22 protein-coding genes are annotated in these 24,403 nt (G+C 64.7%); 6 read left to right on the forward strand and 16 right to left on the reverse strand.

Features of this window, described 5'->3' with window-relative positions; genetic code table 11:
- Positions 1-2 precede the first annotated feature (2 nt).
- Genes AC1RNN_RS04120 through cyoA form a run of 7 tightly spaced genes read right to left on the reverse strand, consistent with a single transcriptional unit; the run spans position 3 to position 6,859 of the window.
- Positions 3-536 carry a response regulator transcription factor gene (locus AC1RNN_RS04120; RefSeq protein ID WP_493085756.1) on the reverse strand — a complete coding sequence of 178 codons (534 nt, stop codon included), beginning with the start codon at positions 534-536 and terminating at the stop codon, positions 3-5.
- On the reverse strand, positions 526-1,863 hold the full coding sequence (locus AC1RNN_RS04125; protein WP_493085754.1) for an ATP-binding protein: 1,338 nt from the start codon (positions 1,861-1,863) through the stop codon (positions 526-528). Before AC1RNN_RS04125 ends, AC1RNN_RS04120 begins: the two co-directional genes overlap by 11 nt.
- Positions 1,847-2,677 (reverse strand): SURF1 family protein, encoded by an 831-nt coding sequence (locus tag AC1RNN_RS04130; protein ID WP_493085752.1) that lies wholly within the window; start codon positions 2,675-2,677, stop codon positions 1,847-1,849. The genes AC1RNN_RS04125 and AC1RNN_RS04130 overlap by 17 nt, the downstream gene beginning before the upstream one ends.
- A gap of 11 nt (positions 2,678-2,688) precedes the next feature.
- Positions 2,689-3,138 carry a cytochrome o ubiquinol oxidase subunit IV gene (gene cyoD / locus AC1RNN_RS04135; protein WP_493085751.1) on the reverse strand — a complete coding sequence of 150 codons (450 nt, stop codon included), beginning with the start codon at positions 3,136-3,138 and terminating at the stop codon, positions 2,689-2,691.
- On the reverse strand, positions 3,139-3,771 hold the full coding sequence (cyoC, locus tag AC1RNN_RS04140; RefSeq protein ID WP_493085749.1) for a cytochrome o ubiquinol oxidase subunit III: 633 nt from the start codon (positions 3,769-3,771) through the stop codon (positions 3,139-3,141).
- Entirely contained in the window at positions 3,764-5,776 is a 2,013-nt protein-coding gene (cyoB, locus tag AC1RNN_RS04145; RefSeq protein WP_493085747.1) for a cytochrome o ubiquinol oxidase subunit I, read from the reverse strand. The genes cyoC and cyoB overlap by 8 nt, the downstream gene beginning before the upstream one ends.
- An 18-nt stretch (positions 5,777-5,794) precedes the next feature.
- Positions 5,795-6,859 carry a ubiquinol oxidase subunit II gene (gene cyoA / locus AC1RNN_RS04150; protein WP_493085746.1) on the reverse strand — a complete coding sequence of 355 codons (1,065 nt, stop codon included), beginning with the start codon at positions 6,857-6,859 and terminating at the stop codon, positions 5,795-5,797.
- A gap of 315 nt (positions 6,860-7,174) precedes the next feature.
- Here cyoA and AC1RNN_RS04155 point away from each other — a divergent pair, with 315 nt between their 5' ends.
- Complete coding sequence (locus AC1RNN_RS04155) at positions 7,175-8,509, forward strand: MFS transporter (protein WP_493085745.1); 1,335 nt, start codon at positions 7,175-7,177, stop codon at positions 8,507-8,509.
- 88 nt (positions 8,510-8,597) lie between these two features.
- Here AC1RNN_RS04155 and AC1RNN_RS04160 read toward each other — a convergent pair whose 3' ends face one another.
- The gene (locus AC1RNN_RS04160; RefSeq protein WP_493085743.1) at positions 8,598-9,350 is read right to left on the reverse strand and encodes a YceI family protein; all 753 of its coding nucleotides are present in this window, start codon (positions 9,348-9,350) and stop codon (positions 8,598-8,600) included.
- A 108-nt stretch (positions 9,351-9,458) separates the two neighbouring features.
- On the opposite strand from AC1RNN_RS04160, the gene AC1RNN_RS04165 reads away from it, so the two are divergent.
- Positions 9,459-10,655: a sensor domain-containing diguanylate cyclase gene (locus tag AC1RNN_RS04165; protein ID WP_493085741.1), complete on the forward strand. Its 1,197-nt coding sequence runs from the start codon at positions 9,459-9,461 to the stop codon at positions 10,653-10,655.
- Between the two features lie 60 nt (positions 10,656-10,715).
- On the opposite strand, the gene AC1RNN_RS04170 is transcribed toward AC1RNN_RS04165, so the two are convergent.
- From AC1RNN_RS04170 to AC1RNN_RS04180, 3 genes are all read right to left on the reverse strand, one after another.
- Positions 10,716-11,684 carry a PDR/VanB family oxidoreductase gene (locus AC1RNN_RS04170; protein ID WP_493085739.1) on the reverse strand — a complete coding sequence of 323 codons (969 nt, stop codon included), beginning with the start codon at positions 11,682-11,684 and terminating at the stop codon, positions 10,716-10,718.
- Positions 11,681-12,760: a Rieske 2Fe-2S domain-containing protein gene (locus AC1RNN_RS04175; protein WP_493085737.1), complete on the reverse strand. Its 1,080-nt coding sequence runs from the start codon at positions 12,758-12,760 to the stop codon at positions 11,681-11,683. Before AC1RNN_RS04175 ends, AC1RNN_RS04170 begins: the two co-directional genes overlap by 4 nt.
- A gap of 111 nt (positions 12,761-12,871) precedes the next feature.
- A complete protein-coding gene (locus tag AC1RNN_RS04180; protein WP_493085735.1) occupies positions 12,872-13,363 on the reverse strand; it encodes a MarR family winged helix-turn-helix transcriptional regulator in 492 nt (163 codons plus the stop codon).
- An 87-nt stretch (positions 13,364-13,450) separates the two neighbouring features.
- On the opposite strand from AC1RNN_RS04180, the gene AC1RNN_RS04185 reads away from it, so the two are divergent.
- Complete coding sequence (locus AC1RNN_RS04185; protein ID WP_493085733.1) at positions 13,451-14,071, forward strand: 2'-5' RNA ligase family protein; 621 nt, start codon at positions 13,451-13,453, stop codon at positions 14,069-14,071.
- Here AC1RNN_RS04185 and AC1RNN_RS04190 read toward each other — a convergent pair.
- The 3 genes from AC1RNN_RS04190 to AC1RNN_RS04200 form a co-directional block, all read right to left on the reverse strand.
- Positions 14,068-16,653 (reverse strand): DEAD/DEAH box helicase, encoded by a 2,586-nt coding sequence (locus AC1RNN_RS04190; protein ID WP_493085732.1) that lies wholly within the window; start codon positions 16,651-16,653, stop codon positions 14,068-14,070. The genes AC1RNN_RS04185 and AC1RNN_RS04190 overlap by 4 nt on opposite strands.
- 67 nt (positions 16,654-16,720) lie before the next feature.
- Entirely contained in the window at positions 16,721-17,428 is a 708-nt protein-coding gene (locus AC1RNN_RS04195; RefSeq protein WP_493085730.1) for a VOC family protein, read from the reverse strand.
- Positions 17,429-17,523: 95 nt separating this feature from the next.
- Positions 17,524-18,078 (reverse strand): C40 family peptidase, encoded by a 555-nt coding sequence (locus AC1RNN_RS04200; RefSeq protein WP_493085728.1) that lies wholly within the window; start codon positions 18,076-18,078, stop codon positions 17,524-17,526.
- Between the two features lie 218 nt (positions 18,079-18,296).
- Here AC1RNN_RS04200 and AC1RNN_RS04205 point away from each other — a divergent pair, with 218 nt between their 5' ends.
- From AC1RNN_RS04205 to AC1RNN_RS04215, 3 genes are all read left to right on the forward strand, one after another.
- The gene (locus tag AC1RNN_RS04205; protein WP_493085727.1) at positions 18,297-18,968 is read left to right on the forward strand and encodes a TetR/AcrR family transcriptional regulator; all 672 of its coding nucleotides are present in this window, start codon (positions 18,297-18,299) and stop codon (positions 18,966-18,968) included.
- 38 nt (positions 18,969-19,006) lie between these two features.
- Positions 19,007-19,615 carry an isochorismatase family protein gene (locus AC1RNN_RS04210; protein ID WP_493085725.1) on the forward strand — a complete coding sequence of 203 codons (609 nt, stop codon included), beginning with the start codon at positions 19,007-19,009 and terminating at the stop codon, positions 19,613-19,615.
- Between the two features lie 97 nt (positions 19,616-19,712).
- Positions 19,713-21,659, forward strand: coding sequence for a propionate--CoA ligase (locus tag AC1RNN_RS04215; protein WP_493085723.1), 1,947 nt, complete (start codon positions 19,713-19,715; stop codon positions 21,657-21,659).
- Here the strand turns inward: AC1RNN_RS04215 and AC1RNN_RS04220 are convergent, their stop codons facing one another.
- Positions 21,660-23,015 carry a FecR family protein gene (locus AC1RNN_RS04220; RefSeq protein ID WP_493085721.1) on the reverse strand — a complete coding sequence of 452 codons (1,356 nt, stop codon included), beginning with the start codon at positions 23,013-23,015 and terminating at the stop codon, positions 21,660-21,662. It lies immediately after the preceding gene.
- A 15-nt stretch (positions 23,016-23,030) separates the two neighbouring features.
- The gene (locus tag AC1RNN_RS04225; RefSeq protein ID WP_493085719.1) at positions 23,031-24,314 is read right to left on the reverse strand and encodes a tetratricopeptide repeat protein; all 1,284 of its coding nucleotides are present in this window, start codon (positions 24,312-24,314) and stop codon (positions 23,031-23,033) included.
- Between the last annotated feature and the right edge of the window lie 89 nt (positions 24,315-24,403).

The raw sequence follows: 24,403 nt of genomic DNA on the forward strand, positions 1-24,403 counted from the left end.
CCTTACACCCGCTGTTTGTCCAGCTTGCGGCTCAGGGTGCGGCGGTGCATGCCCAGGCGGCGGGCGGCTTCGGAGATGTTGAAGTCACTCTCGGCCAGCACTTGGTGGATGCGCTCCCATTCCAGCGTCTTGATGGAGCTGGAGCGGTTGGTCAGCGCCACCTCGGTGTTGCCTTCCTGCTGGCCGAAGGCGGCCTCGATGTCATCGGTGTTGGAGGGTTTGGCCAGGTACTGGCAGGCGCCCAGCTTGATGGCTTCCACTGCCGTGGCAATGCTGGCAAAGCCGGTCAGCACCACGATGCGCGTCGCAGGGCTGCGTGCGTGCAGCGCACGCACGCAGGCGAGGCCAGTGGCCTCGCCCTTGAGCTTGAGATCCACCACGGCGTACTGTGGCGTGTGTTCCGCCAACAGGCTTTCCACCGCGGCCATGCCGTCGGCATGCAGCACCCGGTAACCCCGTCGCTCGAAAGAGCGAGCCAAGGTGCGGGCAAAAGCCTCGTCGTCTTCGACGATGAGCAGCAGGCGTTCAGAGTCCATGGTCTTCCAGGCTGGCATCTTGCAGGGTAATGGCCGACAGCGACAGGGTGATGGTCACCTCCGCACCACCTTCGGGCCGGTTGCGCGCTTCCACGCTGCCGCCCAGGGTGCGTGCCACGTTGAGCGACAGGAACAGGCCCAGACCACCGCCGGGGCGTCCTTTGGTGGATTGGTAGGGCGTACCGATGTGTGCCAGTATGCCGGGCGAAAAGCCCGGCCCCCGGTCGCTCACCACAATGCGCAGCGCATCGGCATCGCGCTCGGCCAGCAGTTGCACCCAATGCGGTGAGGCATCGCGCGCGTTGTCCAGCACATTGAAGACCATCTGCTGCAGCGTGGTGTCGGCCACCATGGGGCTGTCGTGCAGGATGTGGTTGTCGTAAGTGAAGTGGTCCACGGATCGGGTAGCGCGCCAGTCCTGCACCAGGCTGTCCAAAAACTGGCGCACCGTGGTTTGTACCGACGATTCACCCCGCGTCTCACCCGCCGACAACAGGATGCCGCTGACAATGCTTTTGCAGCGCTTGACCTGGGCTTCCATCTCGGCGATTTCTTCCTGCAACACGCTGTCGGCCGCCAGCGCGGGAATGCGTTTCCAGTCGCCCAGGATTACTGCCATCGTGGCCAGGGGCGTACCCAGCTCGTGGGCCGCGCCCGAGGCCAGCAGGCCCATGCGCACGATGTGTTCTTCTTCCGCCGCACGCTGGCGGGCCGTGGCCAGCCGCGCGTCCTGGCGGCGCAGGTTCTGGTTGATGCGGGTGATGAAGATGACTACCAGGATGGCGTTCAGCGCAAAGCACACCAGCAGGCCCGCCACATAGGGGCTGCTCCAACCCTCTTGCAAATTGGGCGCCAGGGGCAGCGGGAGGCTGTGCTCGGCCAGCAGCACCACGCACGACGATGCTGCCAGCACGATGGACCAGAGGTAACCCCCTCGGAGCAGCATGGCACCTACGGCAATCTGCAATAAGTAAAGGAAGACAAAGGGGTTGCTGATGCCCCCGCTCAGGTAGAGCTGGGCCGTCAGTGCGGCCACGTCCACCAGCAGGGCGATGAAGAGCTCTACCTCATGCACGCGGCGGCGCACCCGCCAGCGCAGCAAGCTGGCGAGATTGAATACCACCATGCAACCCACGATGGCCAGCATGGCCCGCAAGGGCAGGTCTAGGCGCAGGCTGTAGTGGGTGACCTCGATGGTGAGTAGTTGCCCGACCACGGCAATCCAGCGCAGCTGGATCAGCTGCTGCAGGTTTTTGCGCCCGGCCGAGGCGCTGGCCGGACGGATCTTGCGCAGGGGAAGGGGAGGATTCTCAGTGGGGCTGGTCATGGGCGGGGTGGTGGGCTGCGACGCGCAGCCGACGCTCATAGCGTGCCACAAGCACGGCGGCCCCCGCAACCATGAGCGCCAGCCCGAACCAGGTGAGGGCGTAAACCAGATGGCTGTTGGCAAAGCGCACCACGGTCAGGCCAGGCTGCGGCCAAGTATCAGTACTGGGGGGCGGTAGTTCGCTGGTGGCTCCGTTTTGCAGGCGCGGAATGCCGGCATCTACAAAGAACGGCGCTGCCCGGGTGAGCTGCTGGGCCTGGGCAATGGCTGCCACGTCGCGCGAATGCCAGCGTTGTTGGGTCGGGTCATTGCGGCGCAGAAAGCCGCCGCCTGGCTCGCTCATCCGCAGCAGGCCTTCCACCACAACGGTGCCTGCCGGTTGCGTGGCGGCGTTCGCGTCGGGCGCCAGCCATTGCGCGCGCTGCTTGTCTGGCACAAAGCCGCGGTTCACGAGCACCTGGGTGCCGTCGGTCTGTTGGAGCGGGGTTAGCACCCAGTAGCCTGCGCCCAGCACGGTGCTGGCCTGGGTGAGTACGGTTTTGTCGGTCAGCCACTGGCCCTGCAGGCGCACGGCTTGGTATTCAAACCCGGCGGCGTTCACGGCGGGCCAATGTGCCGCGGGCGGTGCTGCCACGGGCGCGGCCTGGATGCGCTGGGTGACGCGTTCGATCAGGGCCAGCTTCCATTGGAGGCGCTGTACCTGCCACACGCCCAGGGCGATAAAGCCCAGAAACAACGCCATGCCCAGTGCCCCAAGCCCGGCCAGCATCCAGCGCGGATGCGGGCGCGGCGAGTGGGTGTCGGCGTCCGGCATGGTGTCCCGGGTCAGGGTGAGCTGTGGTGGGGTGCTGCGGGCGCGGCAGGGGCCGTTGCCGCTGCGGGAGCTGAGGGTGCAGCAGCAGGGTGCTCGGGCATCATGTTGCTGTTCATGTGGAACATGACCCACAGCGTGCCTGTGATGGCGATGGCCACGAACACCACGGTGAAGATGGTGGACAGCAGGGTCCAGCCGCCTTCAACCTTGCCGTTCATGTGCAGGAAGCAGACCATGTGCACCAGGATCTGCACCACGGCAAAGCCACCCAGCACCAGCACGGCCGTGCTGCGCTCGGAGATCACCTTGGACATCACCAACCAGAAGGGGATTGCAGTGAGGATGATGGAGAGCACAAAGCCCGTCATATAGCCCGAGAAGCTGCTGTGCGGGCCCACGTCGCCATGGTGGTCATCGTGGTGGTCGTGTCCGGCGTGTGCCGTGTGTTGTGCGGCGCTCATTTACAGCACTCCCATCAGGTAGACAAAGGTAAACACGCCGATCCAGACCACGTCCAGAAAGTGCCAGAACATGGACAGGCACATCAGGCGGCGCTTGTTCTCGTGGATCAGTCCGTGCTTGCTGATCTGGACCATCAGCACCACCAGCCAGATCAGGCCAAAGGTGACGTGCAGGCCGTGGGTGCCCACCAAGGTGAAGAAGGCCGACAGGAAGGCGCTGCGCTGCGGGCCCGCGCCTTCGTGGATCAGGTGCGAGAACTCATACAGCTCCAGGCCCAGGAAGCACAGGCCCAGCAAACCGGTCACTGCCAGCCAGGCCAGCGTGCCCTTCACATCGCCCAGCTGCTTGCGCAGCATGGCAAAGCCGAAGGTGATGGAGGACAGCAGCAGGAAGGCCGTGTTCAGCGCGACCAGGGGCAGGTCGAACAGCTCGGCGCCGCTGGGGCCGGCGGCATAGCTGCGGCCCAGCACGCCGTAGGTGGCAAACAGGGCGGCGAAGATCAGGCAGTCGCTCATCAGGTAGAGCCAGAAGCCCAAGGCGGTGCCGTTTTCGGGATGGGGCTCGTGGGCGAGGTGGTACTCGCGCACGGCGGTTGCGCCAGCGGCGCTTGCGTGCAGGGTGGTATCAGACATGGCGGGCCAGTTGCAGTGTGCGGGCTTCTTCGGTGGCGATCACGTCAGCCGCCGGAATGTAGAAATCACGCTTGTAGTTGAAGGTGTGGACGATGGAGGCGATGAGCAGCGCGGCAAACGACACGCCGGCCAGCAGCCACATGTGCCAGATCAGTGCGAAGCCAAATACCAGCGACAGGGCCGAGATCACCGCGCCGGAGCCGGTGTTGGCTGGCATGTGGATGGGCTGGAAGCCGGTGGCCGGACGCTGGTAGCCGTGCTTCTTCATGTCCCACCAGGCGTCGATGCTGTGCACCACGGGGGTGAAGGCGAAGTTGTAGTCTGGCGGGGGCGAGGAGGTGGCCCATTCCAGCGTGCGCGCGTCCCAGGGGTCGCCAGTCCAGTCGCGCAGCTGTTCGCGCTTGAGGTAGCTCACGATGATCTGGATCAGGAAGCAGGCAATGCCGGCGGCGATCATCGCGGCGCCAATGGCTGCCACCACGAAGTAGGGCTGCAGGGAGGTATCTTCAAAGTGGTTGGCGCGGCGGGTCACGCCCATCAGGCCCAGCACATAGAGCGGGCCAAAGGCCACCCAGAAGCCCACCACCCACAGCCAGAAGGAGCGCACGCCCCAGGTGCGGTCGAGCTTGTAGCCAAAGGCCTTGGGGTACCAGTAGTTGATGCCGGCAAACAGGCCAAACAGCACGCCGCCAATGATCACGTTGTGGAAGTGGGCGATCAGGAACAGGCTGTTGTGCAGCACGAAGTCGGCTGGGGGCACGGCCAGCAGCACGCCGGTCATGCCGCCGATGGCAAAGGTCACCATGAAGGCCACGGTCCACATCATGGGTAGCTCGAAGCGGATGCGGCCCTTGTACATGGTGAACAGCCAGTTGAAGATCTTCGCGCCCGTGGGGATCGAGATGATCATCGTCGTGATGCCGAAGAAGGTGTTCACGCTCGCGCCCGAGCCCATGGTGAAGAAGTGGTGCAGCCAGACCAGGTAGGACAGGATGGTGATCACCACTGTGGCATAGACCATGGAGGTGTAGCCGAACAGGCGCTTCTTGCAGAAGGTGGCGACCACCTCAGAGAAGATGCCGAAGCAGGGCAGGATCAGGATGTAGACCTCGGGGTGACCCCAGATCCAGATCAGGTTCACGTAGAGCATGGGGTTGCCGCCCAGGTCGTTCGTGAAGAAATTGGTGCCTACGTAGCGGTCCAGCGACATCAGCACCAGGGCTGCGGTCAGTACCGGGAAAGACGCAACGATCAGCGCGTTGGTGCACAGGGCGGTCCATGTGAAGACGGGCATCTTCATCAGGCTCATGCCGGGCGCGCGCATCTTGATGATGGTCACGATCAGGTTGATGCCCGAGAGCGTGGTACCCACCCCGGCAATCTGCAGCGCCCAGATGTAGTAGTCCAGCCCGGTGCTGGGACTCTGCGCGCCCAGGTTGGACAGCGCCAGCCAGCCGGAGGTGGAAAACTCGCCCAGAAACAGCGACACCATCACCAGCACGGCGCCGGCCGTGGTCATCCAGAAGCTGAAGTTGTTGAGGAAGGGGAAGGACACATCGCGCGCGCCGATTTGCAGCGGGATGAGGTAGTTCATCAGCCCGGTGACCAGCGGCATGGCCACGAAGAAGATCATGATCACGCCGTGGGCAGTGAAGATCTGGTCGTAGTGGTGCGGCGGCAGGTAGCCCATGTTGTCGCCAAAGGCCATGGCCTGCTGCAGGCGCATCATCACCGCGTCGGCAAAGCCGCGCAGCAGCATGACGATACCCAGGATCATGTACATGATGCCGATCTTCTTGTGGTCGATGCTGCAGATCCAGTCGCGCCACAGCGTGCCCCAGAGGCGGAGCTTGGTAATGGCGGCCAGCACGGCCAGGCCGCCCAGCATCACGGCGATGAAGGTCCACAGCACGATGGGTTCGTGCGCCATGGGCACGACATCCCAGTTCAGTCGGCCCAGGGCCCAATGCGATTCGGTTACTACGGGTGAGTTGGACATGTTCATCAGTCTCTTATGCGCGGATCATTGGCTGGAGAGGTTACGGTCATATGCCGTGGCGTGGCGCGCTTCAAGGGCGGCCACCACTTGGGTCGCGTTCTGCGGGGTGCAGACGTCCTGGGGCAGGTTCAGGCCGGCCGAGCGCATGTAGGCTTGGCCGCCCTTGGCGTCGACGGACATCATGTGGTGCATGCACATCTTGCCGTCTTCGACGCAGCGGTTGAGCACCTTGTCATACAGGCCGTCTTCCACACGGGCAAAGCGCTGCACGGGATCGCGCTCGCTGGGCTTCACCAGGTTCAAGTAGGTGGCGCTGTCCAGGGCCTTGCCTTCGGTCTTGGCCTGCTTGACCCACTTGTCAAAGTCGTCTTCGCTCAGGCCATGGAACTTGAAGGTCATGCCCGAAAAGCCCGAGCCGCTGTAGTGCGAGGACATGCCGGGGAACACGCCGGGGCGGTTGATCACGGCGTTGAGCTCGGTCTGCATGCCGGGCATGGCGTAGATCATGCCGGCCAGGTCGGGCACGTAGAAAGCGTTCATGGTCGACGTGGCCGTCAGCTTGAACAGGATGGGGCGGTCCACCGGGGCGGCCAGTTCGTTGACGGTGGCAATGCCCTGTTCGGGGTAGAAGAACAGCCATTTCCAGTCCATGGCCACGACCTGCACCTCCAGCGGCTTGATGTCGTCGGGCAAGGCGCGCTGCGCGTCGATGCGGTCCAGCGGGCGGTAGGGGTCGAGCTTGTGGGTGCCGATCCAGGTCAGCGCGCCCAGGGCGATGATGATGAACAGCGGCACCGTCCAGATCACCAGCTCCAGCGTGGTGGAGTGGTGCCACTCGGGGTCGTAGTCGGCTTCGGTGTTGGCGGTGTTGCCCTGGCGGTACTTCCAGGCAAAGAACAGGGTGAGGGCGATGACCGGCACGATGATGATGAGCATCAGCAGCGTGGCGGTGATCACCATCTGGCCCTGCTGGGCGGCGATGTCACCGGCCGGATTGAGGACGACGGCCTTGCTGCAACCGGCCAGAAGGGCGGTCATGGCCAGGGCGGCCAGGCAGGCGGGCCTGCGGAGTTGCTTGGTTTTTAGCATGCTGAAGGCGCAACAAAATGCGCTTAGGTGTAAACGCGGGTTGACGTAATGCCTGCAATGTAGCTGGACTAGCAAATTTGTCGATTGGACATTTTGTCCAAGATCAAGCGCGCGGCAAAGCCGGGTTGACCCGCGGCAAGGGACCGCAGGAACCCAGAAGCCGGTCTTTTTTGCCACGATGTGGAAAATCTTCTCCATATCGCAGGAAATCAGGGTTTCCCTGTGGCCTTGGCGGGTCCAAACGGGGCTGTGCGGGTGTAGAAAGGAGCCATGGCCCGTCAGTGGCCTTTTACCCAGTATTCAGGAGCGAGAGATATGGTGAGCCAAGGTTCTGCGGCATTGTCCGCACCCGGCATTGAGAGTTCGGTATCGTTGGCAAACGCCCATACCGACGAGGATGTGACCCCGAATGAAATCGCCGTGGGGGTGATCATCGGGCGGTCTTCCGAATACTTCGACTTTTTTGTCTTCGGCATTGCCAGCGTGCTGGTGTTCCCGTCGCTGCTGTTTCCCTTCCTCTCCAAGCTGGATGGCACGCTCATGGCGTTTGCCATCTTTTCGCTGGCCTTTGTGGCGCGCCCCATCGGTACCGCGCTGTCCATGGCTGTGCAGCGGCGCTGGGGGCGCGGCACCAAGTTGACCATCTCGCTGTTCCTGCTGGGCGCCAGCACGGCCGGCATCTCCTTTCTGCCCAGCTACGCCTCGGTCGGCACTACCGCCATCGTGGCGCTGGTGGTGCTGCGCATCGGCCAGGGCTTGGCCCTGGGCGGTACTTGGGACGGCCTGCCCTCGCTGCTGGCCATGAGCGCTCCTGAAGACCGGCGTGGTCGTTACGCCATGATTGGCCAGCTGGGCGCACCGGTGGGCTTTGTGCTGGCAGCCAGCCTGTTTGCCTACCTGCTCAGCAGCCTGAGCACCACCGAATTTCTGGCCTGGGGCTGGCGCTATCCCTTCTTTGTAGCCTTTGCCATCAACGTGGTGGCCCTGTTTGCGCGCCTGCGTTTGGTGGTGGGCCAGTCCTACGCCGAGCTGCTGCAGCAGCGCGAGCTGCAGCCCGTGCCGGTGACCCAAGTGCTGCGTGACGAAGGCCACAACGTGCTGTTGGGCGCTTTTGCCGCGCTGGCCAGTTTTGCGCTGTTCCACCTGGCCACGGTGTTCCCCCTGTCCTGGATTGCCATGTACTCCGACCAGCCGCTGACCGACGTGCTGGGCGTACAGATCGTGGGTGCGGTGCTGGCCGCGGGGGCCATCTGGCTCTCCGGCTGGCTGGCCGACCGCGTGGGGCGCCGGCGCCTGCTGGGCGCCATGGCCGTGCTGATCGGTCTGTTCAGCCTGGTGACGCCCTGGCTGCTGGGCGCGGGCGTGGTGGGCAACAACGTCTTTCTGCTGCTGGGCTTTGTGTTGCTGGGCCTGTCCTACGGCCAGGCTTCGGGCACGGTGACGGCCAATTTCTCCACCCAGTACCGCTACACCGGTGCGGCTCTCTCGGCCGATCTGGCCTGGCTGCTCGGCGCAGGCTTTGCGCCGTTGGTGGCGCTGGGCCTGTCGTCCCGCTACGGCCTGGGTGCAGTGTCGCTGTACCTGCTGTCAGGCGTAGTCTGCACGCTGGCGGCCCTGCGCATCAACCGGCTGATCGAGAGCAAGCAGTAAGCCTCTCCTTGTCTGCTACTGAATCAGTAGCTGGCCGCGCAGATTCCACGGGGGCTGCGCGGCTTTTCTTTGCCTGAATCTGGCGATACTACGGGCTGGTGGCCTCTGGCAAGCCCACGAGCTCGAAGCGGATGGTCACCGCGTCCTGCACTTGCAGCGCGCCCATGGCCAGGCTCAAGGGCGTGATGCCAAAGTCGCTTTGCCGCAGCACAAAGCTGCCTCGCACGCGCAGGCCATTGGCGCCGGCCACCAGGCTGACCGGCAGGCGGACTTCGCGCGTCTGGTCACGGATGCGCAGCGCCGCCACGACCACCGGGGCCTGCAGCGTGCCTTCCACGGCAACCGATCGGATCAGCACCTCCGGGTAGTGGGCGCTGTCGAGTAGGGTCTCGCGCAGCATGTTGGCTTTGGTGCCTTCCTTGGCGTCCTCGCTCAGGTTGAGCGGGAAGTCGGCGCCCTCGGCAGTGCGGGCGGCGTTGTCGTCCACGATGAGGGTGTTGACCGGCACGTGGATCTCAAAGCCGCTGGTTTGCGCGGTGGCGCCTAGCCAGACGCGGCCCTGCAGTTCGTGGGAGCTGATGACGTGGTTATGCCCCAGGCGTGCCAACGTGCCGCCGCGATAGACCAGGATGCGCAGGCTGGAGGCGTCCGCCGCAATGGCGTAGTTGCGGGCGGCCTGCGCGCTGACATCTGACGCGGTGCCGGGCGGGGGCGCAGCTGGTGTACCAGCGGGGGCTGCAGCACTGGGCGGCGGTGGTTGTAGCCCGGATGGCGGCAGGCTGCATGCACCCAGCAAGGCCAGGCTGGCCAACAGGGTCGCGGTGGTACGAAAGTGTTTCATGGAGCGGAGCGCGAGGCTGTGTGCCACGAGTCTAGCGCCCGTGCAGACCGCGTCGGCTTCAGGGAAATTCAGGTGTTGCCCCCCATTGGGCGTGCCATACTCACTCGCATGCGGCTGAATGTTCTTGCTACTGGCGCAGGTGTGGTGATTGTGGTGCTGGCCCAGCTTGGCATCGTGGTGACTACCTTGTTGGCGCTGGCGCATGCAGGGGCTGCTTTCATGCCCTGGGCGGTGGCCATTGCGCTGTGTCTGGTGCTGGCCAATGTGGGGTTGGTGCTGGTGCGCAGGCGCTTTCTGGAGTTGCAGGAAAACGCGCGTCGCCTGCACCTGCTGGCCGACATGAATGTGCGGGTGAACCGCGAGATCCTGCTCAACGAAGACATCGAGCTGATCTACCGCACCATCCTCAACTACCTCTTCAACGTCTTCAACACTGCCAGCACAGGCTCGGTCCTTATCCTGGGGGAGGACGGGCACCTGACCTTTGCGGCTTCGCGCGGGTTTACCGAAGAATTCGTCAGCAATTTCCACCTCAAGCTGGAAGACAGTTTTCTCTACCAGCTCACCGGCGGGGCCATCAAGGAGGCCCGACTCATCACATTCAAGGACTTCGGACACATCGAAACCGTGTTCAAACCCGGTGATTGGGAATACAAGTCCGTCATCAGCGCGCCCATTTTTGTGGGGGACCGCCTGTTCGGCCTGCTCAACCTGGACTCGGCCGTGTCCGACACCTACGGTCCGCACGATGTGGAGATCGTGGAACGCTTCCGCACCCAGATCGAAATCGGCCTGCTCGCGCGCGAGCGCTACACCGCCAACATCAAGCGCTACCAGGTGGATGCGCTGACCGGCCTGCTTACGCGCCGCTACTTTGAAGATCTGTTCAAACTCTCGCTGGACCGGGCTTTGCGCCACCATGAGGTGTTTGTGGTGGCCCTGTTCGACATGGATGGCCTCAAGCTGGTGAACGACACCCGTGGCCACCTGGCCGGCGACCAGTTGCTGCTCTCCGTAGCGCGTGTGCTGCAGGGCTCCTGCCGTACCTCGGACATCATGGGCCGGCTGGGTGGTGACGAATTCATGGCCATTTACCACCATACCGAGGCGGCTGCCATGGAGCGTTCGCTGGCGGCCATACGCGCCAAGCTGCGCAGCAAGCCCATGCGCCTGGGCGAGGGGGTGGAATACCGCGCCTCCTTCAGCTACGGCGTGGCCAGTTTCCCGCACGACGGCACCGACCAGGAATCCCTGTTCGCCGCCGCCGATGCGCGTCTCTACGAGATGAAATCCTCCAGCAAGTAATCCGCTCCTAAATCAGGAGCTGCTCGCGCAGACTGGACGGGGGCTGGAGGCCGGAAAGACTTACAAGTCCAGCACCAGGCGCGCACTGCTGGCGCGCGAGCAGCAGGGCAGGAACTGGTCGTTCGCCGCCTGTTCGTCGGGCTCCAGGTACTGGTCGCGGTGGTCGGGCGTGCCGGCCTTGATGCGCGTGAGGCAGGTGCCGCACACGCCCTGTTCGCAGGACATGGGAATGTCGATACCCGCTGCGTGTAACGCGGCCAGCGCGGTCTGGTCGGGCAGCACCTTGATGACCTTGCCAGTACTGGCAATCTCCAGCTCAAAGCTGCCATCGTTCGTGTGGTCCACCGGGGCGGCGGCAAAGTACTCGCGGTGCAGGCGCTCTTCGGGCCAACCGGCAGCGCGTCCGGCGTTGAGCACTGCGTCCATGAAGCCTTGCGGGCCGCAGACATAGAGGTGGGTGCCGGTCGGCGCGCGGGCCAGCGTGGCGGCAATGTCCAGCTTTTGCGCGGCGTCGCCATCGTCAAAGTGGTGTTGCACCTTGCCGGTAAACCGGGCTGTACCCAGGCGTTCCACAAAGGCGGTGCGTTCGCGCGAGCGGCTGCAGTGGTGCAGCGCGAAAGACTGTCCCGTGGTGGCCAGGTGCTCGGCCATGGCCAGCATGGGCGTGATGCCAATGCCGCCGGCCAGCAGCAGGTGGTGCGGCGCCGCGGGCTCCAGGGCAAACAGGTTGCGCGGCGTGCTGATGGTCAGCGTGTCGCCCTCGGCCACCTGCTCGTGCACGGCGGCCGAGCCACCACGCGAAGCCGCATCGCGCAGCACGCCAATCACATAGCGTTGCGTCTCGCCAGGCGCGTTGCACAGTGAATACTGGCGCTGCAGCCCGTTGGGCAGGTGCACATCAATATGCGCACCGGCCGTGAAGGCGGGCAGGGCTGCGCCGTCCAGCGCCACGAGCTCCAGGCTGCAGATGTCCTGCGCCTCGGCGCGCTTGCGCGCCACGCGCACCTGCAGGGTGGGGTGCGCACTCATGCCGGTGCACCTTGTGCCGCAGGAGCCGCGGCGGCGGCAGGCGCAGGGTTGCGCTCGGCCTGGAGGACGCGCTCAATCACCTTGCGCGACTGCACGCCGCCCGCGTCGATATTGAGCATGAGCAGCTTGCGCTCCGGGTAGGCCAGCAGGTTCTTCTGCTGGCGCTCCAGCATCTCCTGGTCTTCCGCAAAAATCTTGCCTTGGCCTTCGCGGATCTGCGCAGTCAGCGCCTCGTCCTGCGGCTTGAACTTGCGCGCCATGCCCCAGAAGTAGTGGATGCTGGTGGCCGTTTCGGGCGTGATGAAGTCCACCACCCAACTCGCCGCCTTGAATTCGTCGGGCGCGTGGTAGCCACCGTGGCCCTGCAGCGCCACGCCCACCTCGATCATGATGTGGCTGGGCGGCGTGAAATGGCAGATCTGCCAGCGGTCCACCGGCTGGTCGTCGGGCAGGCCGTTCATGCGCAGCGCCATCTTCCAGAACGGGGGCGCCTCAATGCCTTCCATGAAGCGCTCGGTGATCACATGGTCGCCGTCCACGCGGGTCTGGCAGGGTACTTCGTCAATTTCCTTCTGGCCGATGCTGGTGCTGTGCACATAGGTTTCGTGCGTCAGGTCCATCAGGTTGTCGACCATGAGGCGGTAGTCGCAGGCGATCTGGTAGAGCCCGCCGCCGTAGCCGAACTGTGGGTTGCTCAGCCATTCAAACTTCGGAATGCTGGCCACATCGGCCTGCGCTGCATCGCCGGGCCAGACCCAGACGAAACCGTGTTCCTCATGGATGGGAAAGCTGCGGATGGCGGGAAAGCCGCGCGTGCGCTGGCAAGGCATGGAGACCGTCTTGCCATCGCAGCCCATGGCCAGGCCGTGGTAGCCGCAGACCAGGGTGTCGCCCACCACCTTGCCCAGCGAGAGCGGGGCGCCGCGGTGCGGGCAGAAGTCTTCCACCGCTGCCACCACGCCCGCGCTGTTGCGGAACAGGGCCATGGGCAGATCGCAAATGCGGCGGCACATTGGGCGGTCGGATGGGATCTCTTCGCTGCGGGCGGCAACGTACCAGGTGTTGAGAGGGAACATGGCGCGGCTCCTTTAAAAGTATTTCATTCAGTATGCTGAATGACGTAAATCATAGACACAAGTCAAATCCCCGGCTAGGGGGTACAGATGAGGGTTTTCCCTTGCCAGGGATCAGTCGGTGCTGTCGGCCGGTGCGTCGGGCGCTGCCGTATTGAGGTGCACGAACTTGCGCAGCAGGCGCAAAAACTCGTCCCGCTCGGTCGGCTCCAGCGCGTCGAGCAACTGCGCGTACATGGGCGCCACGCGCGGCAGCATTTCAGCCAGCACCGCCTCGCCCTCCGGCGTCAGGTGCAGGGCGCGCTGGCGCCGCGGCAGCAATTCGCGCACGATCCAGCCTTTGGCGTCCAGCCGGGCGGCGATGTCGGCGGTGGTGGAGGTGTCCAGGGCCACCCGGTCCGCCAGCGTCACCTGGTCAATGCCCGGTGTGTCCTGCAGCGCTCGCAGGATCGCGTACTGCACCGGCGTGATCTGGCGGCCGTGGGTTTCGTGGAAGATGCCCACGGCCAGCTGGTGCGCCCGCCGTATCAGATGCCCCGGCTCGGCCTGCAGGGCAATGTGGGCATCAGCGGCAGGGCGGGCGGACGAATCAGGTGTGCTGGACATGGTGGAAGTTTGCTATGGATTTGCTAGCTGCTTGCGCATATTCTATGGGGGCTGGGTTGGTATTTTGCTTGTCAATGGAGCCTTGCTATGCTGGAACAGCTTAGTCTCCCGGGTCTGGAGCCGGGCGGCCCGCAGCCTCCCAGGCCGCGGGCCAAGCCGGCTGCGCGGCCGCCCCGCAAGCCCTTCAACCTGTTTTTCGCGCTACGCCCCGCGCCCGCGGATGCGCTGAGGCTGGCTGCTCTGGGCGAGGAGCTTGCGCGGGCGCACGCCCTGCGGGGCGACCCATTGGCGGCGGAGCGCCTGCACATGAGCCTGCACAACCTGGGCGAATACGACGCCTTGCCCGCAGGGTTGGTGCCACTGGCCAGCCACGTGGCCGATGGGCTGGCCATGGCCGCCTTCGACGTGGTGTTCGACCATGCCCTGGTCTACCGCAACAGCGGCTTGACCTATGTGCTGTCGGGCGGCCAGGGGCTGGATGCCCTGCGGCAGTTCCGGCTGCGGTTGGGCATTGCCATGGCGGACGCGCACCTGCCGGTGCAGCGCAGTTTCAGTCCCCACATGACCCTGGCCTACAAAGGCCGTCTGGGTTTGGAGCACCCCATCGTGCCAGTGCGCTGGCCCGCCCATGAGCTGGTGCTGATCAACAGCCACCAGGGCAAGACCGTGCATGAGGTGCTGGGCCGTTGGTTGTTGCCCAGGACCTAGGGGCGCCGGCGGCTGGTACTGCCCCAGCGCCGCGCGGCTTCTTCGGCCGTCTGGTCTTTGGGCATGAGTGCGCCCAGTGGCGCCAGCAAAGCCTGCAGGTCGGCCTCGTCAAATTTTGCGGCGCCTTCCTGGTCATGGCCCAGCACGCCATCGGCCAGGGCCTGCTTGCGGGCCTGCAGTTCCAGCATGCGTTCCTCGATGCTGCCTTCCACCACCAGCTTGTAGACGAAGACCGGCTGGTCCTGCCCGATGCGGTGGGCGCGGGCGGTAGCCTGCTCCTCCACGGCGGGGTTCCACCACGGATCCATGTGGATGACGGTGTCAGCAGCGGTCAGGTTCAGGCCCACGCCACCCGCCTTCAGGCTCAGCAGCAGGATGGGGACTTCCTGCGCCTGGAAGCGCTGCACCACGCCGCTGCGTGCCTTGGGGCTGGTCTGGCCGGTCAGGCTGAGGAAGGGCAGATCCAGCGCCGAGAGCGCATCGGCCACCAGCTCCAGCAGCTCGGTGAACTGCGAGAACACCAGTACGCGGCGGCCTTCGTCCAGCAGCGGGACTAACAAGCCGGTGAGCGCGTGGAGCTTGGCCCGTTCCATCTCGTGCGGTATGTCGCTCCCTTTCACGAGGAAAGGATCGCAACACACCTGCCGCAGCTTGAGCAGCGCATCCAGGATGCTGATCTGTGCGCCCGCAAAGTTCTGCCGCTGCAGCACGCGGCGCACCTGTTTGTCGGCGGCCACGCGCACGCTTTCATACAGCTCGCGCTGCTGGCCTTGCAGCGGTATGCGCTGGATGACTTCGGTGCGGGCGGGCAGTTCGCGCGCCACGTCCTGTTTCCGGCGGCGCAGGATGAAGGGGCGCACGCGCTGGGCCAGCAGGGTGGCGCGCAGGGTTTCGCCGTTCTCTTCAATGGGCTTGCGCCAGCGCGCGGCAAAGCTGCGCTGGTCGCCCAGAAAGCCGGGCATCAGCCAGTCGAACTGCGCCCACAGCTCGCCCAGGTGGTTTTCCAGCGGCGTGCCGGTCAGGCACAGGCGGTGCCGGCTTTGTAGCTGGCGCAGGGCGCGGGCGCTGCGGCTGGCAGCGTTCTTGACCATCTGCGCCTCGTCCAGGATGACGAGGTGGAATGGCTGCGCGGCCAGCACCTCGATGTCGCGCCAGAGCAGCGGGTAGGTGGTGAGCACGATGTCGTGTGCAGCCATCTGCGCAAACAGGTCGGCGCGGTCTGGCCCTTGCAGGCTCAGCAGGCGCAGGCTGGGTGCCATGCGCTGCGCTTCGGCTTGCCAGTTGAAGAGCAGGGAGGTGGGCAGCACCACCAGCACCGGCCGGTCCAGCCGGCCGGCGTTCTTCTCGGTCAGCACATGGGCCAGCGCCTGCGCGGTCTTGCCCAGGCCCATGTCGTCGGCCAGGATGCCGCCCAGGCTGTGGGCGCGCAGGTACTGCAGCCAGGCCAGGCCTTCGCGCTGGTAGGGCCGCAGCTGGATGTGCAGGCCTTCGGGCGCTGCCACGGGCTGGGGCTGGCCGATCTGCTGCAGGCGCCGGGCCAGGCTGGCCAGGCCCAGGTCGCCTTCCAGTTGCCAGTCTTGGCAGGGGCCCACGCGTTGGGCATCCAGCAGGCTGGCGCGCAGGGCGTCCAGCCGCCGCGCCTCCCACACGCCCAGCCGGATCGGACCCTTGGGCTGCATGCGCAGCGGGTCGGTCAGCAGGTCCACCATGGCGCCCACGATGGCCTTGATCGGCCCGGCCGGCGCGTCAATGCGCTTGCCGCCGGGCGCGCGCAGCGAGACGGTGGCCAGGTCGTCCACGCTGGCGATGTAGTTGGCAATCAGCCAGCGCGGGTCGCGCTTGATGAGCTGGGCCAGCATGGGCGCCAGGTCCAGCGTTTCGCCGTCGATTTCGATGCCCAGACTCAGCAGCCATTCGCCCGCGCGGTCCGGCAGGGCCAGTTTTTCGACGGCGCGGCCGGGTTTGACGAGGGGGCTGTCCAGCTCCTTGCCCAGTACTTCGCCGCTGTCGGGGTCGAGGATGAGCTTCCAGCGCTGTACCGGCACGCTCTCATGCGCAAAGCCGGGTTGCACCACCACGGCCCAGCCGTCCGCCTGCAGCTTGGGCACCTGGTCGGCCCAGAAATCGCTAAAGTGCTCTTCCTGCGGCAGGGTCCAGACGCTACCCAGGTGAGGGCGCTGTTTCTGGCTGCGCCACTGGAAGGTGGCCTCCGCCAGGGGCACAAAGCCCAGGTCCCAGACGCGGTCCATGGCGTCGGCCTCGGCACCCAGGTCGCGCAGCAGGCGCACCACCGGGCCACCGGTGTCAAACAATTCTTCCACTTCGGCCGGGCGGCTGTTGAGGATGGAGCTGGGCGCAGGCGTTTCCCAGCGGTCGCCTGCCGGGGTGCTGTAGGTCCAGTCGAATTGCGCCAGCGTCACCTGCCCGCCGCGTGGCCCCAGCTTGCCCTGGGGCTTGAGACCCAGCAGGCCTTCGCCCCGGCCCAGCGTCATCAGCGTCAGGCGCGGGCGGAACTGGCCGGGCACCGCGTCGGCTGCGTCGGCGGGCGGCTCAGGCGGTGCGGCAGGTGGCTGGCGTTTCATGCAAAAAGTGGCTCTAGCCCACGTGGAATGTGCGCGAGCAGCTACGAAATCAGGAGCGTTTCAGGCCTCAGAGCCCCAGGCTTTGAAGCGTCACCAGGCCCTTGGGCGTCTTGAGCGTGGCGCTCAGGTTGGCTGGGCCTTCGCTGATGGCCACGCCCTCTAGCCCGATAGCGGCATAGGCGACCTGCAGCTTGGTAGCGCTGGGGTGGGTGATGGCGATGCGGTCCAGGCTGACCTTGCTGCGCGGCAGGCTGTTGCGCGGGTGCAGGCGCAGCGGCTTCTCGTCCTCGGGCTTGCCCCACTGGATCAGCGTGGGCAGGGCACCTTCGAACAGGCGCTGGCCGTCTTCGCGCACGGTGATCTGCCAGTGCAGCGTGCCCTTGCGGGTGTGGCGGCTGGCCGGCATGGCCGGGCCGCGCTCAATGTCCAGGGCCGAGAGGGCGATGCGCGCAGCGCGCATATCGGTGGTGTTGGCCACGAAGTGCACCAGGCGGGGCTCGGTGGCCACGGCAGCGCGCAGGGCGGGGTCGTCCAGGTCAAACCAGCGCTTGGCGCGCGGGTTGGCGGGGCCCTTGGCACCGGGCTGGATGGCAATGATCTCCAGGTAGGCCATGGGGCTGGCCGGGGTGGCAATCTTGAGGAGGCGGTTGTGGGTACCGAACTGGGGGTGTTCGCCGCCGGGGTTGGGCGTGACGCCCAGGGTGGCTTCGCACCACTGGACGCCCTGGTCCAGGCTGTGGGCGGCGATGACGAGGTGGTCTATCTGGGTTGGCATGGCGGAACCTTAACACCCGGCCAAGGGGGATGCCCGGAGCCGGTGACAAAAAAGAAAGCCCCTCAAGAGGGGCTGGCATGGTGAGACGGAAGGCTTCAGTGGCCGCTTGCGGCGGCTGCCGCAGCCTGGGCTTCGTCCGCGCTGACGCGGCGTGCGCCGTCAAAGCGCTGGGCCCAGTAGCCCATGCCCATGTCTTCCACCCGCACTTCGGCGCCGGGCTTGGGGGAGTGGATGAACTTGCCGTTGCCCACGTAGATGCCTACGTGGCTGAAGGCACGGCGCAGGGTGTTGAAGAACACCAGGTCACCGGGCTTGAGTTCGGTTTTGTCGATCTTCTGGGTGGCGGCGGCCTGCTGTTCGGCTCGGCGGGGCAGGACCAGGCCAGCGGTTTGTTCGTAGATGGCGCGGACAAAGCCGCTGCAGTCGAAGCCGGTTTCGGCGTTGTTGCCGCCGCGCTTGTAGGGAACGCCCAGGAAGGCCATGGAGTTCACGACCAGCTCGGTGGCGCGGGCTTCGACTTGCTCACCCATGGAGCCAATGCGCGACAGCAGTCCGCGCTGCTCGGTGGTGCCATCCCCGTTGCCCTGCGGGGTAGCCTGGGCAGAAGTGGCGCAGGCGACGAGCAGGGTGATGAGGATGATTTTTTGCATCGGCGCACTGTAGGGACGATGCGCAAGCTTGTCAAGCAATGTGAGTTCTTAGATTACTGTTCTAAGTGATTGATTTGTAACAACTTCATTCTGTATCGTCAGTTTTGGATTGTTTGCCTGTACTTTTAATTAAACATTGTTAAATTTAAAAATCAAAAGATGGAAAAACGAAGCTTGCTTGTAATAATTGACCTGTGTTTGGTTTTTGAACATTTTTTATGAATGATTCCAGGCGTTCACGCCAAGAGGCCATGGCCCAGACCCGGCGCGAGCTGGTGCTGCGCGCGGTGCGCCAGGCGGTGGCCGAGGGCGGGGTGGGCAGTGCCAATGTGCGTGACATTGCCCGGCGCGCCGGCTACACGGCGGGCGCCCTGTATGCCTACTTTCCGGGCAAGCAGGCCTTGTTTGAGGCGGTGCTGACGGACAGTCTTTCGCGCGCGCACTCGGCCGCCAAGTCGGCCAAGGTGCTGCGTTCGGCGGCGGAAGCGGCCCTGTCCATCCGCGCCCAAGCCTGGTTCGCCTACTTTCTGGCCCATCCGGCCGAAGCCCATTTGCTGCTGCATGTGCTGTCCAGCGACGGCCGGGGCCTGGGGCAGGTCGGGTCCGGGTTGGCAGGTTTGCTGATGGAATCCCTGGCGCCCGTGACCCAAGCCTTGCAGGAGCTGGGCTGTGCCGACCATTTGCTGCAGCGCGAGACCATGGCCCTGCTGTCCATGGCCATGGGGGTGTTGCTGATCCACGATCCAACCCGGTTGACGGGCACCAACGCCCTGGCAGTGGAGGCGCTGGCGGCGTATCTGGACAGCGTGCAGCAACGTCTGGGGGCGGCAGTTCCTGTAGCGGGCGGTGTGCCTGCGGAGGCCTCGCCCCAGGTGGACTTGTTCGCCTAGGCGGTTATGCTCGGGCGCGATACAAGGAGTAAGGCGAGATGCTGATTGAATTGGACGAGAGCCAGCTGGTGCTGGTGGACTATCAGGCCCGGCTGATGCCGGCCCTGCACGAGGGAGCCGCCGCGTTGGCGAATGCAGTGCGGCTGGCCCGCTGGGCTGAGATGCTGGCCGTGCCCACTATCTATACCGAGCAAAACCCCTCGGGCCTGGGCGCCACCGTGCCGGAGCTGGCTGCGCCGCTGCAGGTCGCCAAGGCCCGTTGCCTGAGCAAGATGCAGTTCAGTGCGGTGGAAGAGGGGCTGGGCGAGTGGCTGCGCCCGCCGGCCAAGCCGGTGCAGGGCAATGCCCGTAGCCTGCCCAAACATCTGCAGAAACCGGCCGCCTCGGAGCGCGGCATGGTGGTGATTGCCGGTTGCGAGGCCCATGTCTGCTTGCTGCAGACAGCGCTGGATTTGCTGGAAGACGAGTTTGAAGTTTGGGTGGTGACGGACGCCTGCGCCTCGCGCACCGAACGCAACCGCGACGCCGCTTTCGACCGTTTGGCGGGCGCCGGCGCCGAGCTGGTGACGACCGAGATGGTGGGTTTTGAGTGGCTGCGCACGGCCGAGCATCCGGCGTTCAAGGATGTGCAGGCGCTGATCAAGTAGGCCAGAAGCGAAATAAAGGTACAAAGCCGGCAGCACTTTGGGTGCTGCCGGCTTTGGCGTTTCTGGGCGGCGGAGCTACAAGTCAGCTTGCCGCAAGTTGCGTCTCCATAATTATGAATTCAGTTTTATGGCCCGACCGGAGACAACAATGACAGGCTACGCTGAATTCCACCGCCGCTCGATCTATGACCGCGAAGGCTTCTGGTCCGAGCAGGCCGCTCTGATTGACTGGCACACGCCGCCCCGGCAGATCTGCGACTACAGCAATCCGCCATTTGCGCGCTGGTTTGCGGGTGGTACCACCAATCTGTGCCACAACGCGGTGGACCGGCACCTGGCCGCCCGGGCCGATCAGGCTGCGCTGATTGCGGTCTCCACCGAAACCGGGACCGAGCAGGTATACAGCTTCGCCCAGCTCCATGCCGAGGTGCAGCGCATGGCGGCCGCGCTACTTTCCCTGGGCGTGGCCAAGGGTGACCGCGTCCTTATTTATATGCCCATGGTGGCCGAGGCGGCCTTTGCCATGCTGGCCTGTGCGCGCATTGGCGCCATCCACTGCGTGGTGTTTGGTGGCTTCGCCTCGGGCGCGCTGGCCTCACGCATCGAGGATGCGTCGCCCACGGTGGTGGTCAGCGCCGATGCGGGCTCGCGTGGCGGCAAGGTGGTGCCCTACAAGCCGCTGCTGGACGAAGCCATCCGCCTCTCCAGCCACAAGCCGGCGGCCGTGCTGCTGGTGGACCGGGCGCTGGATGCTATGGATTTGGTAGCTGGTCGCGACCAGCTGTGGCGGGATTTGCGGCAAAAACACCTTCAAGCGCAGGTTCCCTGCGAATGGGTGGACGCCACCCACCCCAGCTACACGCTCTACACCAGCGGCACCACCGGCAAGCCCAAGGGCGTGCAGCGCGACACGGGTGGCTATGCGGTGGCGCTGGCGGCAAGCATGAAGCACATCTACTGCGGCAAGGCGGGCGAGACCTATTTCTCTACCAGTGATATCGGCTGGGTCGTCGGCCACAGCTACATCATCTATGGCCCGCTCATTGCCGGCATGGCCACCATCATGTACGAGGGCCTCCCCATCCGTCCCGATGGTGGCATCTGGTGGAGCCTGGTGGAAAAGTACAAGGTGACGGTGATGTTCAGCGCCCCCACGGCAGTGCGCGTGCTCAAGAAGCAGGATCCGGCGCTGATGGCGAAGTACGACCTCTCCAGTCTGCGCGCCCTGTTTCTGGCGGGCGAACCGCTGGACGAGCCTACGGCGCAATGGATCAGCACGGCCCTGGGCAAACCCGTCATCGACAACTACTGGCAGACCGAGACGGGCTGGCCCATCCTCAGCATCGCCAACGGCGTGGAGGTGGCGCCTAGCAAGTTCGGCAGTCCCGGTGTGGCCATGTATGGCTATGCAGTCAAGCTGCTGGACGAAAACACGGGTGAAGAGTTGTCAGGAGCAAACCAGAAGGGCGTGGTGGCCATTGAGGGGCCTTTGCCGCCGGGTTGCATGCAGACGGTGTGGCGTGACGATGCGCGTTTTGTGAAGACCTACTGGAGCAGCATTCCCGGCAAGCTGGTGTACAGCACCTTTGACTGGGGTGTGCGTGACGAGGATGGCTACTACTTCATCCTGGGGCGCACCGATGATGTGATCAATGTGGCCGGCCACCGCCTGGGCACGCGCGAGATCGAGGAAAGCATTTCCAGCCACCCGAACATCTCGGAGGTCGCCGTGGTGGGCGTGGCCGATGCGCTCAAGGGCCAGGTGGCGGTGGCGTTTGCCGTGGCCAAGGATGCCAGCGCCCTAGTGGACGAGGCAGCCCGCCTGCGCCTGGAAGGGGAAGTCATGAAGGTGGTGGACCAGACGATTGGCGCGGTGGGCCGGCCCGCGCGGGTGCATTTTGTGGGGCTGCTGCCCAAAACCCGCAGCGGCAAGCTGCTGCGCCGCGCCATCCAGGCCGTTTGCGAGGGGCGCGACCCGGGTGACCTCACCACCATGGACGACCCGGCTGCGCTACAGCAAGTGCGGGAGCGTCTGGGGCACTAGCTACTCGTAGTAATTATTGTTGTTGGTGTTCTCGGCGCCTTTGCTCATGCCAACCGCGCCGTTGATCGTGCCCACGGCAGTATTGGTCTGCTGAAAAGTGAAGGCGGCCTTGGCCGCGCCGGGGCCGGAAAAGATGCCCTTGAAGGCGCTATCGCTTCCAGACACGCTGAAGCGATTGCCACTGAAGGAGCCGCTGGCGCTGGCTGTGTAGTCGTTGCCACCAAAGCGTGTAGTGGCACTCACGCTTTGCACATAGGAGTTGCCGAAGTCCACGGTCATGTTGGCGCCCACGAGCGTGCCCACGGTGGTTGCGCCGGTGCTGGTATTGGTCGCAGTCGGGGCCGTACCGCCCAGCAGGTTGTAGTCAAAGGTGCCCACCAGGGGCATTTGCAGCGTGGGCGTGGGTCGCGCAACGACATAGTGCACGTCCTTGAGTTCGGTGCTGCTGCCACCTGAAGTCTTGGTGGCACTGGCCCAGTAGCCCCAGCCGATGTAGTCCGCATCAAAGGTGTCGCCCGAACTGCCGTAGCTGGAGATGTTGCTGCCCTTGAGGATGTGCTGGGAGGCATCGGTGTCGGCAAAAGAGACCAAGGGCTGGTCGACCACGATGGCATTGGCCTTGCCACTCGCATTTTCAGTGGAGTAGCTGACCTCGCTGAGCGCGCTGGTGCTCATGCCGGCAAATTCCGCCTGCAAGTCGTTGACCACAAAGACCTTGTTGCCACTCGCAGTCTGGGTCTGTGGCGGCGGCACCGAGCTTTCGGTGGCGGCGCGCTCGGTGGTGCGTATGGGGGCCTGGTTCTTGTCCTTGACCTGCACGGTTTCACCGGCAGTCAGGCCGGTACAGCCGGTGCTGTTGCAGACCACGATGGCGTCCTGTTCGGCATTGACGGTGACTGAGCCGTCCTGGTTGTAGCTGATCAGGAAGGAGGAGCCGCGTATGCCGATGGTGGCGGTGTTGGTGGTGATTTTGTAGTTTTCGCGATTGCGCTTGCCGATGAGGCCGGTGATCGCGCGCATGCCACCGCGCGCGAGCTCAACCAAGAAACTATCGCTCTTGGGGTCATTCTTGTCCGCATAGCTGGTCAGCTTGAACTGGGAGTTGGGCTGGATGGCGACCATGCCGCCGTCGCTGAAGCGGATCTGGGCCTGGGCGCCCGCGCCGGTCAGGATGTCATCTCCGCTTTGCACCGGTTTGCCTTTTTGCAGCGGCGCGGTACTGCCGTTGGGCGAGCGCACATTGACTTCGCCAAAGACAAAGTTGGCAACGCCGGCGTCGGCGGCCTGCACGGCGCCGGGTAACACCAGAGCCGTGGCCAGAGCCAGCAGCGGGAAGGGAAGGGTGGTGCGGTGCATGGTGTGCTCCTGCTGTCAAAACTCGCGTCGGGCGGTGACCGACACAGTGTTCTTCTCGAATGTGGACGTACTGATGTTGGAGACGGTCTGCATATAGGCCCATTGCGTGGTGACGCGCCAAGCCTTGGCGGGCAGCCAGTGGGTGCCGGCATTCAGGCTCCATTGCTGGTCATGCCGTTCCTTCAAGAACAGTGGGTCAGGGCCGCTGTAGCTGCGGTCTTCCAGGCCCAGCGAGCCAAACAGGGCCAGCGTATTGCCAAAAGGCTGCTGCACGCCCACGCGGCCACCGATCAGCGTGTGGCCCAGGTGGCCCACGCCGGGCTGGGTGGTGACTTCCTGCCCCAGATAGCCACTGGCGTAGGCTGAGAAGCCGCTTCGGAACTGCTGGCCGAAAGAAGCGCCGGCTACATAGCGGTCCACATTGCGGACCTTCTGCGGGTAGGTCAGTTGGCCGAACTGGAAGTAGGCGTTGAACTGGCGGAAGGCGTCAAAGCGGTGCGTCCATTCGCTGGAAATCGTCCAGCTGGAACGCGCCGGCAAGTTGGCCACGCTGCTGTCGCTGAGCTGCAGGGCCACGGTGTATTCGTCGCGGTCCACCCGGTAGTTGGCGCCCAGCGAGGCGTCGAGCTGGGTGTTGTCGTAGGGGATGGCGGTGGTGTCGTGGGCCCGGCCGCTGGCCGAGAAGCTGCCGATGGCGGCCCAGCGGGGCGCGAGCGCCTTGCGGCCCGAGATATTGAATGCCAATGCCGTGAATGCCCCAAAGGCCGGTTTCAGGCCAAATACATTGCTCGAAGGTGCGCTATTGACGTTGTTGTCATAGCCCATCGCGGCATCCACATAGATGCGGGTCGAGGAGTTGGCCTCCTCTTCAATCCGATCTATGGTCTGCAGCAGCTGGTTGATGGTGCGCGCAGCCGCTTCGGGCACGCCCTGGGCCTTGGCCTGACCCAGCATGGCGCGTGCGCCAGCGTTGTCGCCCACGGCATAGAGGGCGTGACCCAGTTCGGCGCGTGCACGCGGATTGTTTGGGTTCACCATCAGGGTGCGTTCCAGCGCAAAAATGGCCCGAGTATGGTGCCCTGACTGGTTGGCTGCGATACCCATGACCAGATCGAAATCGGGGTCGCCGGAGCGCTCCATTTCGAGGGGATCCAGCATGTCGAAGGCTTGCTGGGCACCACCCGACTCGGCCAGTTGCAGCGCTTGGCGCAGTGTTTCGTCCCACGCTGCAAAGGCTGGCGGCGCCAGCAGTGCGCCGGTCACCAGCAAAGAACGCAAATAAAGCGTACGCAGAGGCATGGAGCTGATTTCCCTGTATGTAAATGCCGCTAATCGACCGCATCTGACAGTCAACGCACGGTCTTTGCAGCGAATTTTATGCCAGCGCT

This window comes from Rhodoferax sp. GW822-FHT02D07, from assembly GCF_058802405.1.

Excerpts from the sequence above, each read along its gene's own strand:
- AC1RNN_RS04120 (WP_493085756.1), bottom strand. The coding sequence starts at position 536 with ATGGACTCTGAACGCCTGCTGCTCATCGTCGAAGACGACGAGGCTTTT.
- AC1RNN_RS04125 (WP_493085754.1), bottom strand. The coding sequence starts at position 1,863 with ATGACCAGCCCCACTGAGAATCCTCCCCTTCCCCTGCGCAAGATCCGT.
- AC1RNN_RS04130 (WP_493085752.1), bottom strand. The coding sequence starts at position 2,677 with ATGCCGGACGCCGACACCCACTCGCCGCGCCCGCATCCGCGCTGGATG.
- cyoD (WP_493085751.1), bottom strand. The coding sequence starts at position 3,138 with ATGAGCGCCGCACAACACACGGCACACGCCGGACACGACCACCACGAT.
- cyoC (WP_493085749.1), bottom strand. The coding sequence starts at position 3,771 with ATGTCTGATACCACCCTGCACGCAAGCGCCGCTGGCGCAACCGCCGTG.
- cyoB (WP_493085747.1), bottom strand. The coding sequence starts at position 5,776 with ATGAACATGTCCAACTCACCCGTAGTAACCGAATCGCATTGGGCCCTG.
- cyoA (WP_493085746.1), bottom strand. The coding sequence starts at position 6,859 with ATGCTAAAAACCAAGCAACTCCGCAGGCCCGCCTGCCTGGCCGCCCTG.
- AC1RNN_RS04155 (WP_493085745.1), top strand. The coding sequence starts at position 7,175 with ATGGTGAGCCAAGGTTCTGCGGCATTGTCCGCACCCGGCATTGAGAGT.
- AC1RNN_RS04160 (WP_493085743.1), bottom strand. The coding sequence starts at position 9,350 with ATGAAACACTTTCGTACCACCGCGACCCTGTTGGCCAGCCTGGCCTTG.
- AC1RNN_RS04165 (WP_493085741.1), top strand. The coding sequence starts at position 9,459 with ATGCGGCTGAATGTTCTTGCTACTGGCGCAGGTGTGGTGATTGTGGTG.
- AC1RNN_RS04170 (WP_493085739.1), bottom strand. The coding sequence starts at position 11,684 with ATGAGTGCGCACCCCACCCTGCAGGTGCGCGTGGCGCGCAAGCGCGCC.
- AC1RNN_RS04175 (WP_493085737.1), bottom strand. The coding sequence starts at position 12,760 with ATGTTCCCTCTCAACACCTGGTACGTTGCCGCCCGCAGCGAAGAGATC.
- AC1RNN_RS04180 (WP_493085735.1), bottom strand. The coding sequence starts at position 13,363 with ATGTCCAGCACACCTGATTCGTCCGCCCGCCCTGCCGCTGATGCCCAC.
- AC1RNN_RS04185 (WP_493085733.1), top strand. The coding sequence starts at position 13,451 with ATGCTGGAACAGCTTAGTCTCCCGGGTCTGGAGCCGGGCGGCCCGCAG.
- AC1RNN_RS04190 (WP_493085732.1), bottom strand. The coding sequence starts at position 16,653 with ATGAAACGCCAGCCACCTGCCGCACCGCCTGAGCCGCCCGCCGACGCA.
- AC1RNN_RS04195 (WP_493085730.1), bottom strand. The coding sequence starts at position 17,428 with ATGCCAACCCAGATAGACCACCTCGTCATCGCCGCCCACAGCCTGGAC.
- AC1RNN_RS04200 (WP_493085728.1), bottom strand. The coding sequence starts at position 18,078 with ATGCAAAAAATCATCCTCATCACCCTGCTCGTCGCCTGCGCCACTTCT.
- AC1RNN_RS04205 (WP_493085727.1), top strand. The coding sequence starts at position 18,297 with ATGAATGATTCCAGGCGTTCACGCCAAGAGGCCATGGCCCAGACCCGG.
- AC1RNN_RS04210 (WP_493085725.1), top strand. The coding sequence starts at position 19,007 with ATGCTGATTGAATTGGACGAGAGCCAGCTGGTGCTGGTGGACTATCAG.
- AC1RNN_RS04220 (WP_493085721.1), bottom strand. The coding sequence starts at position 23,015 with ATGCACCGCACCACCCTTCCCTTCCCGCTGCTGGCTCTGGCCACGGCT.
- AC1RNN_RS04225 (WP_493085719.1), bottom strand. The coding sequence starts at position 24,314 with ATGCCTCTGCGTACGCTTTATTTGCGTTCTTTGCTGGTGACCGGCGCA.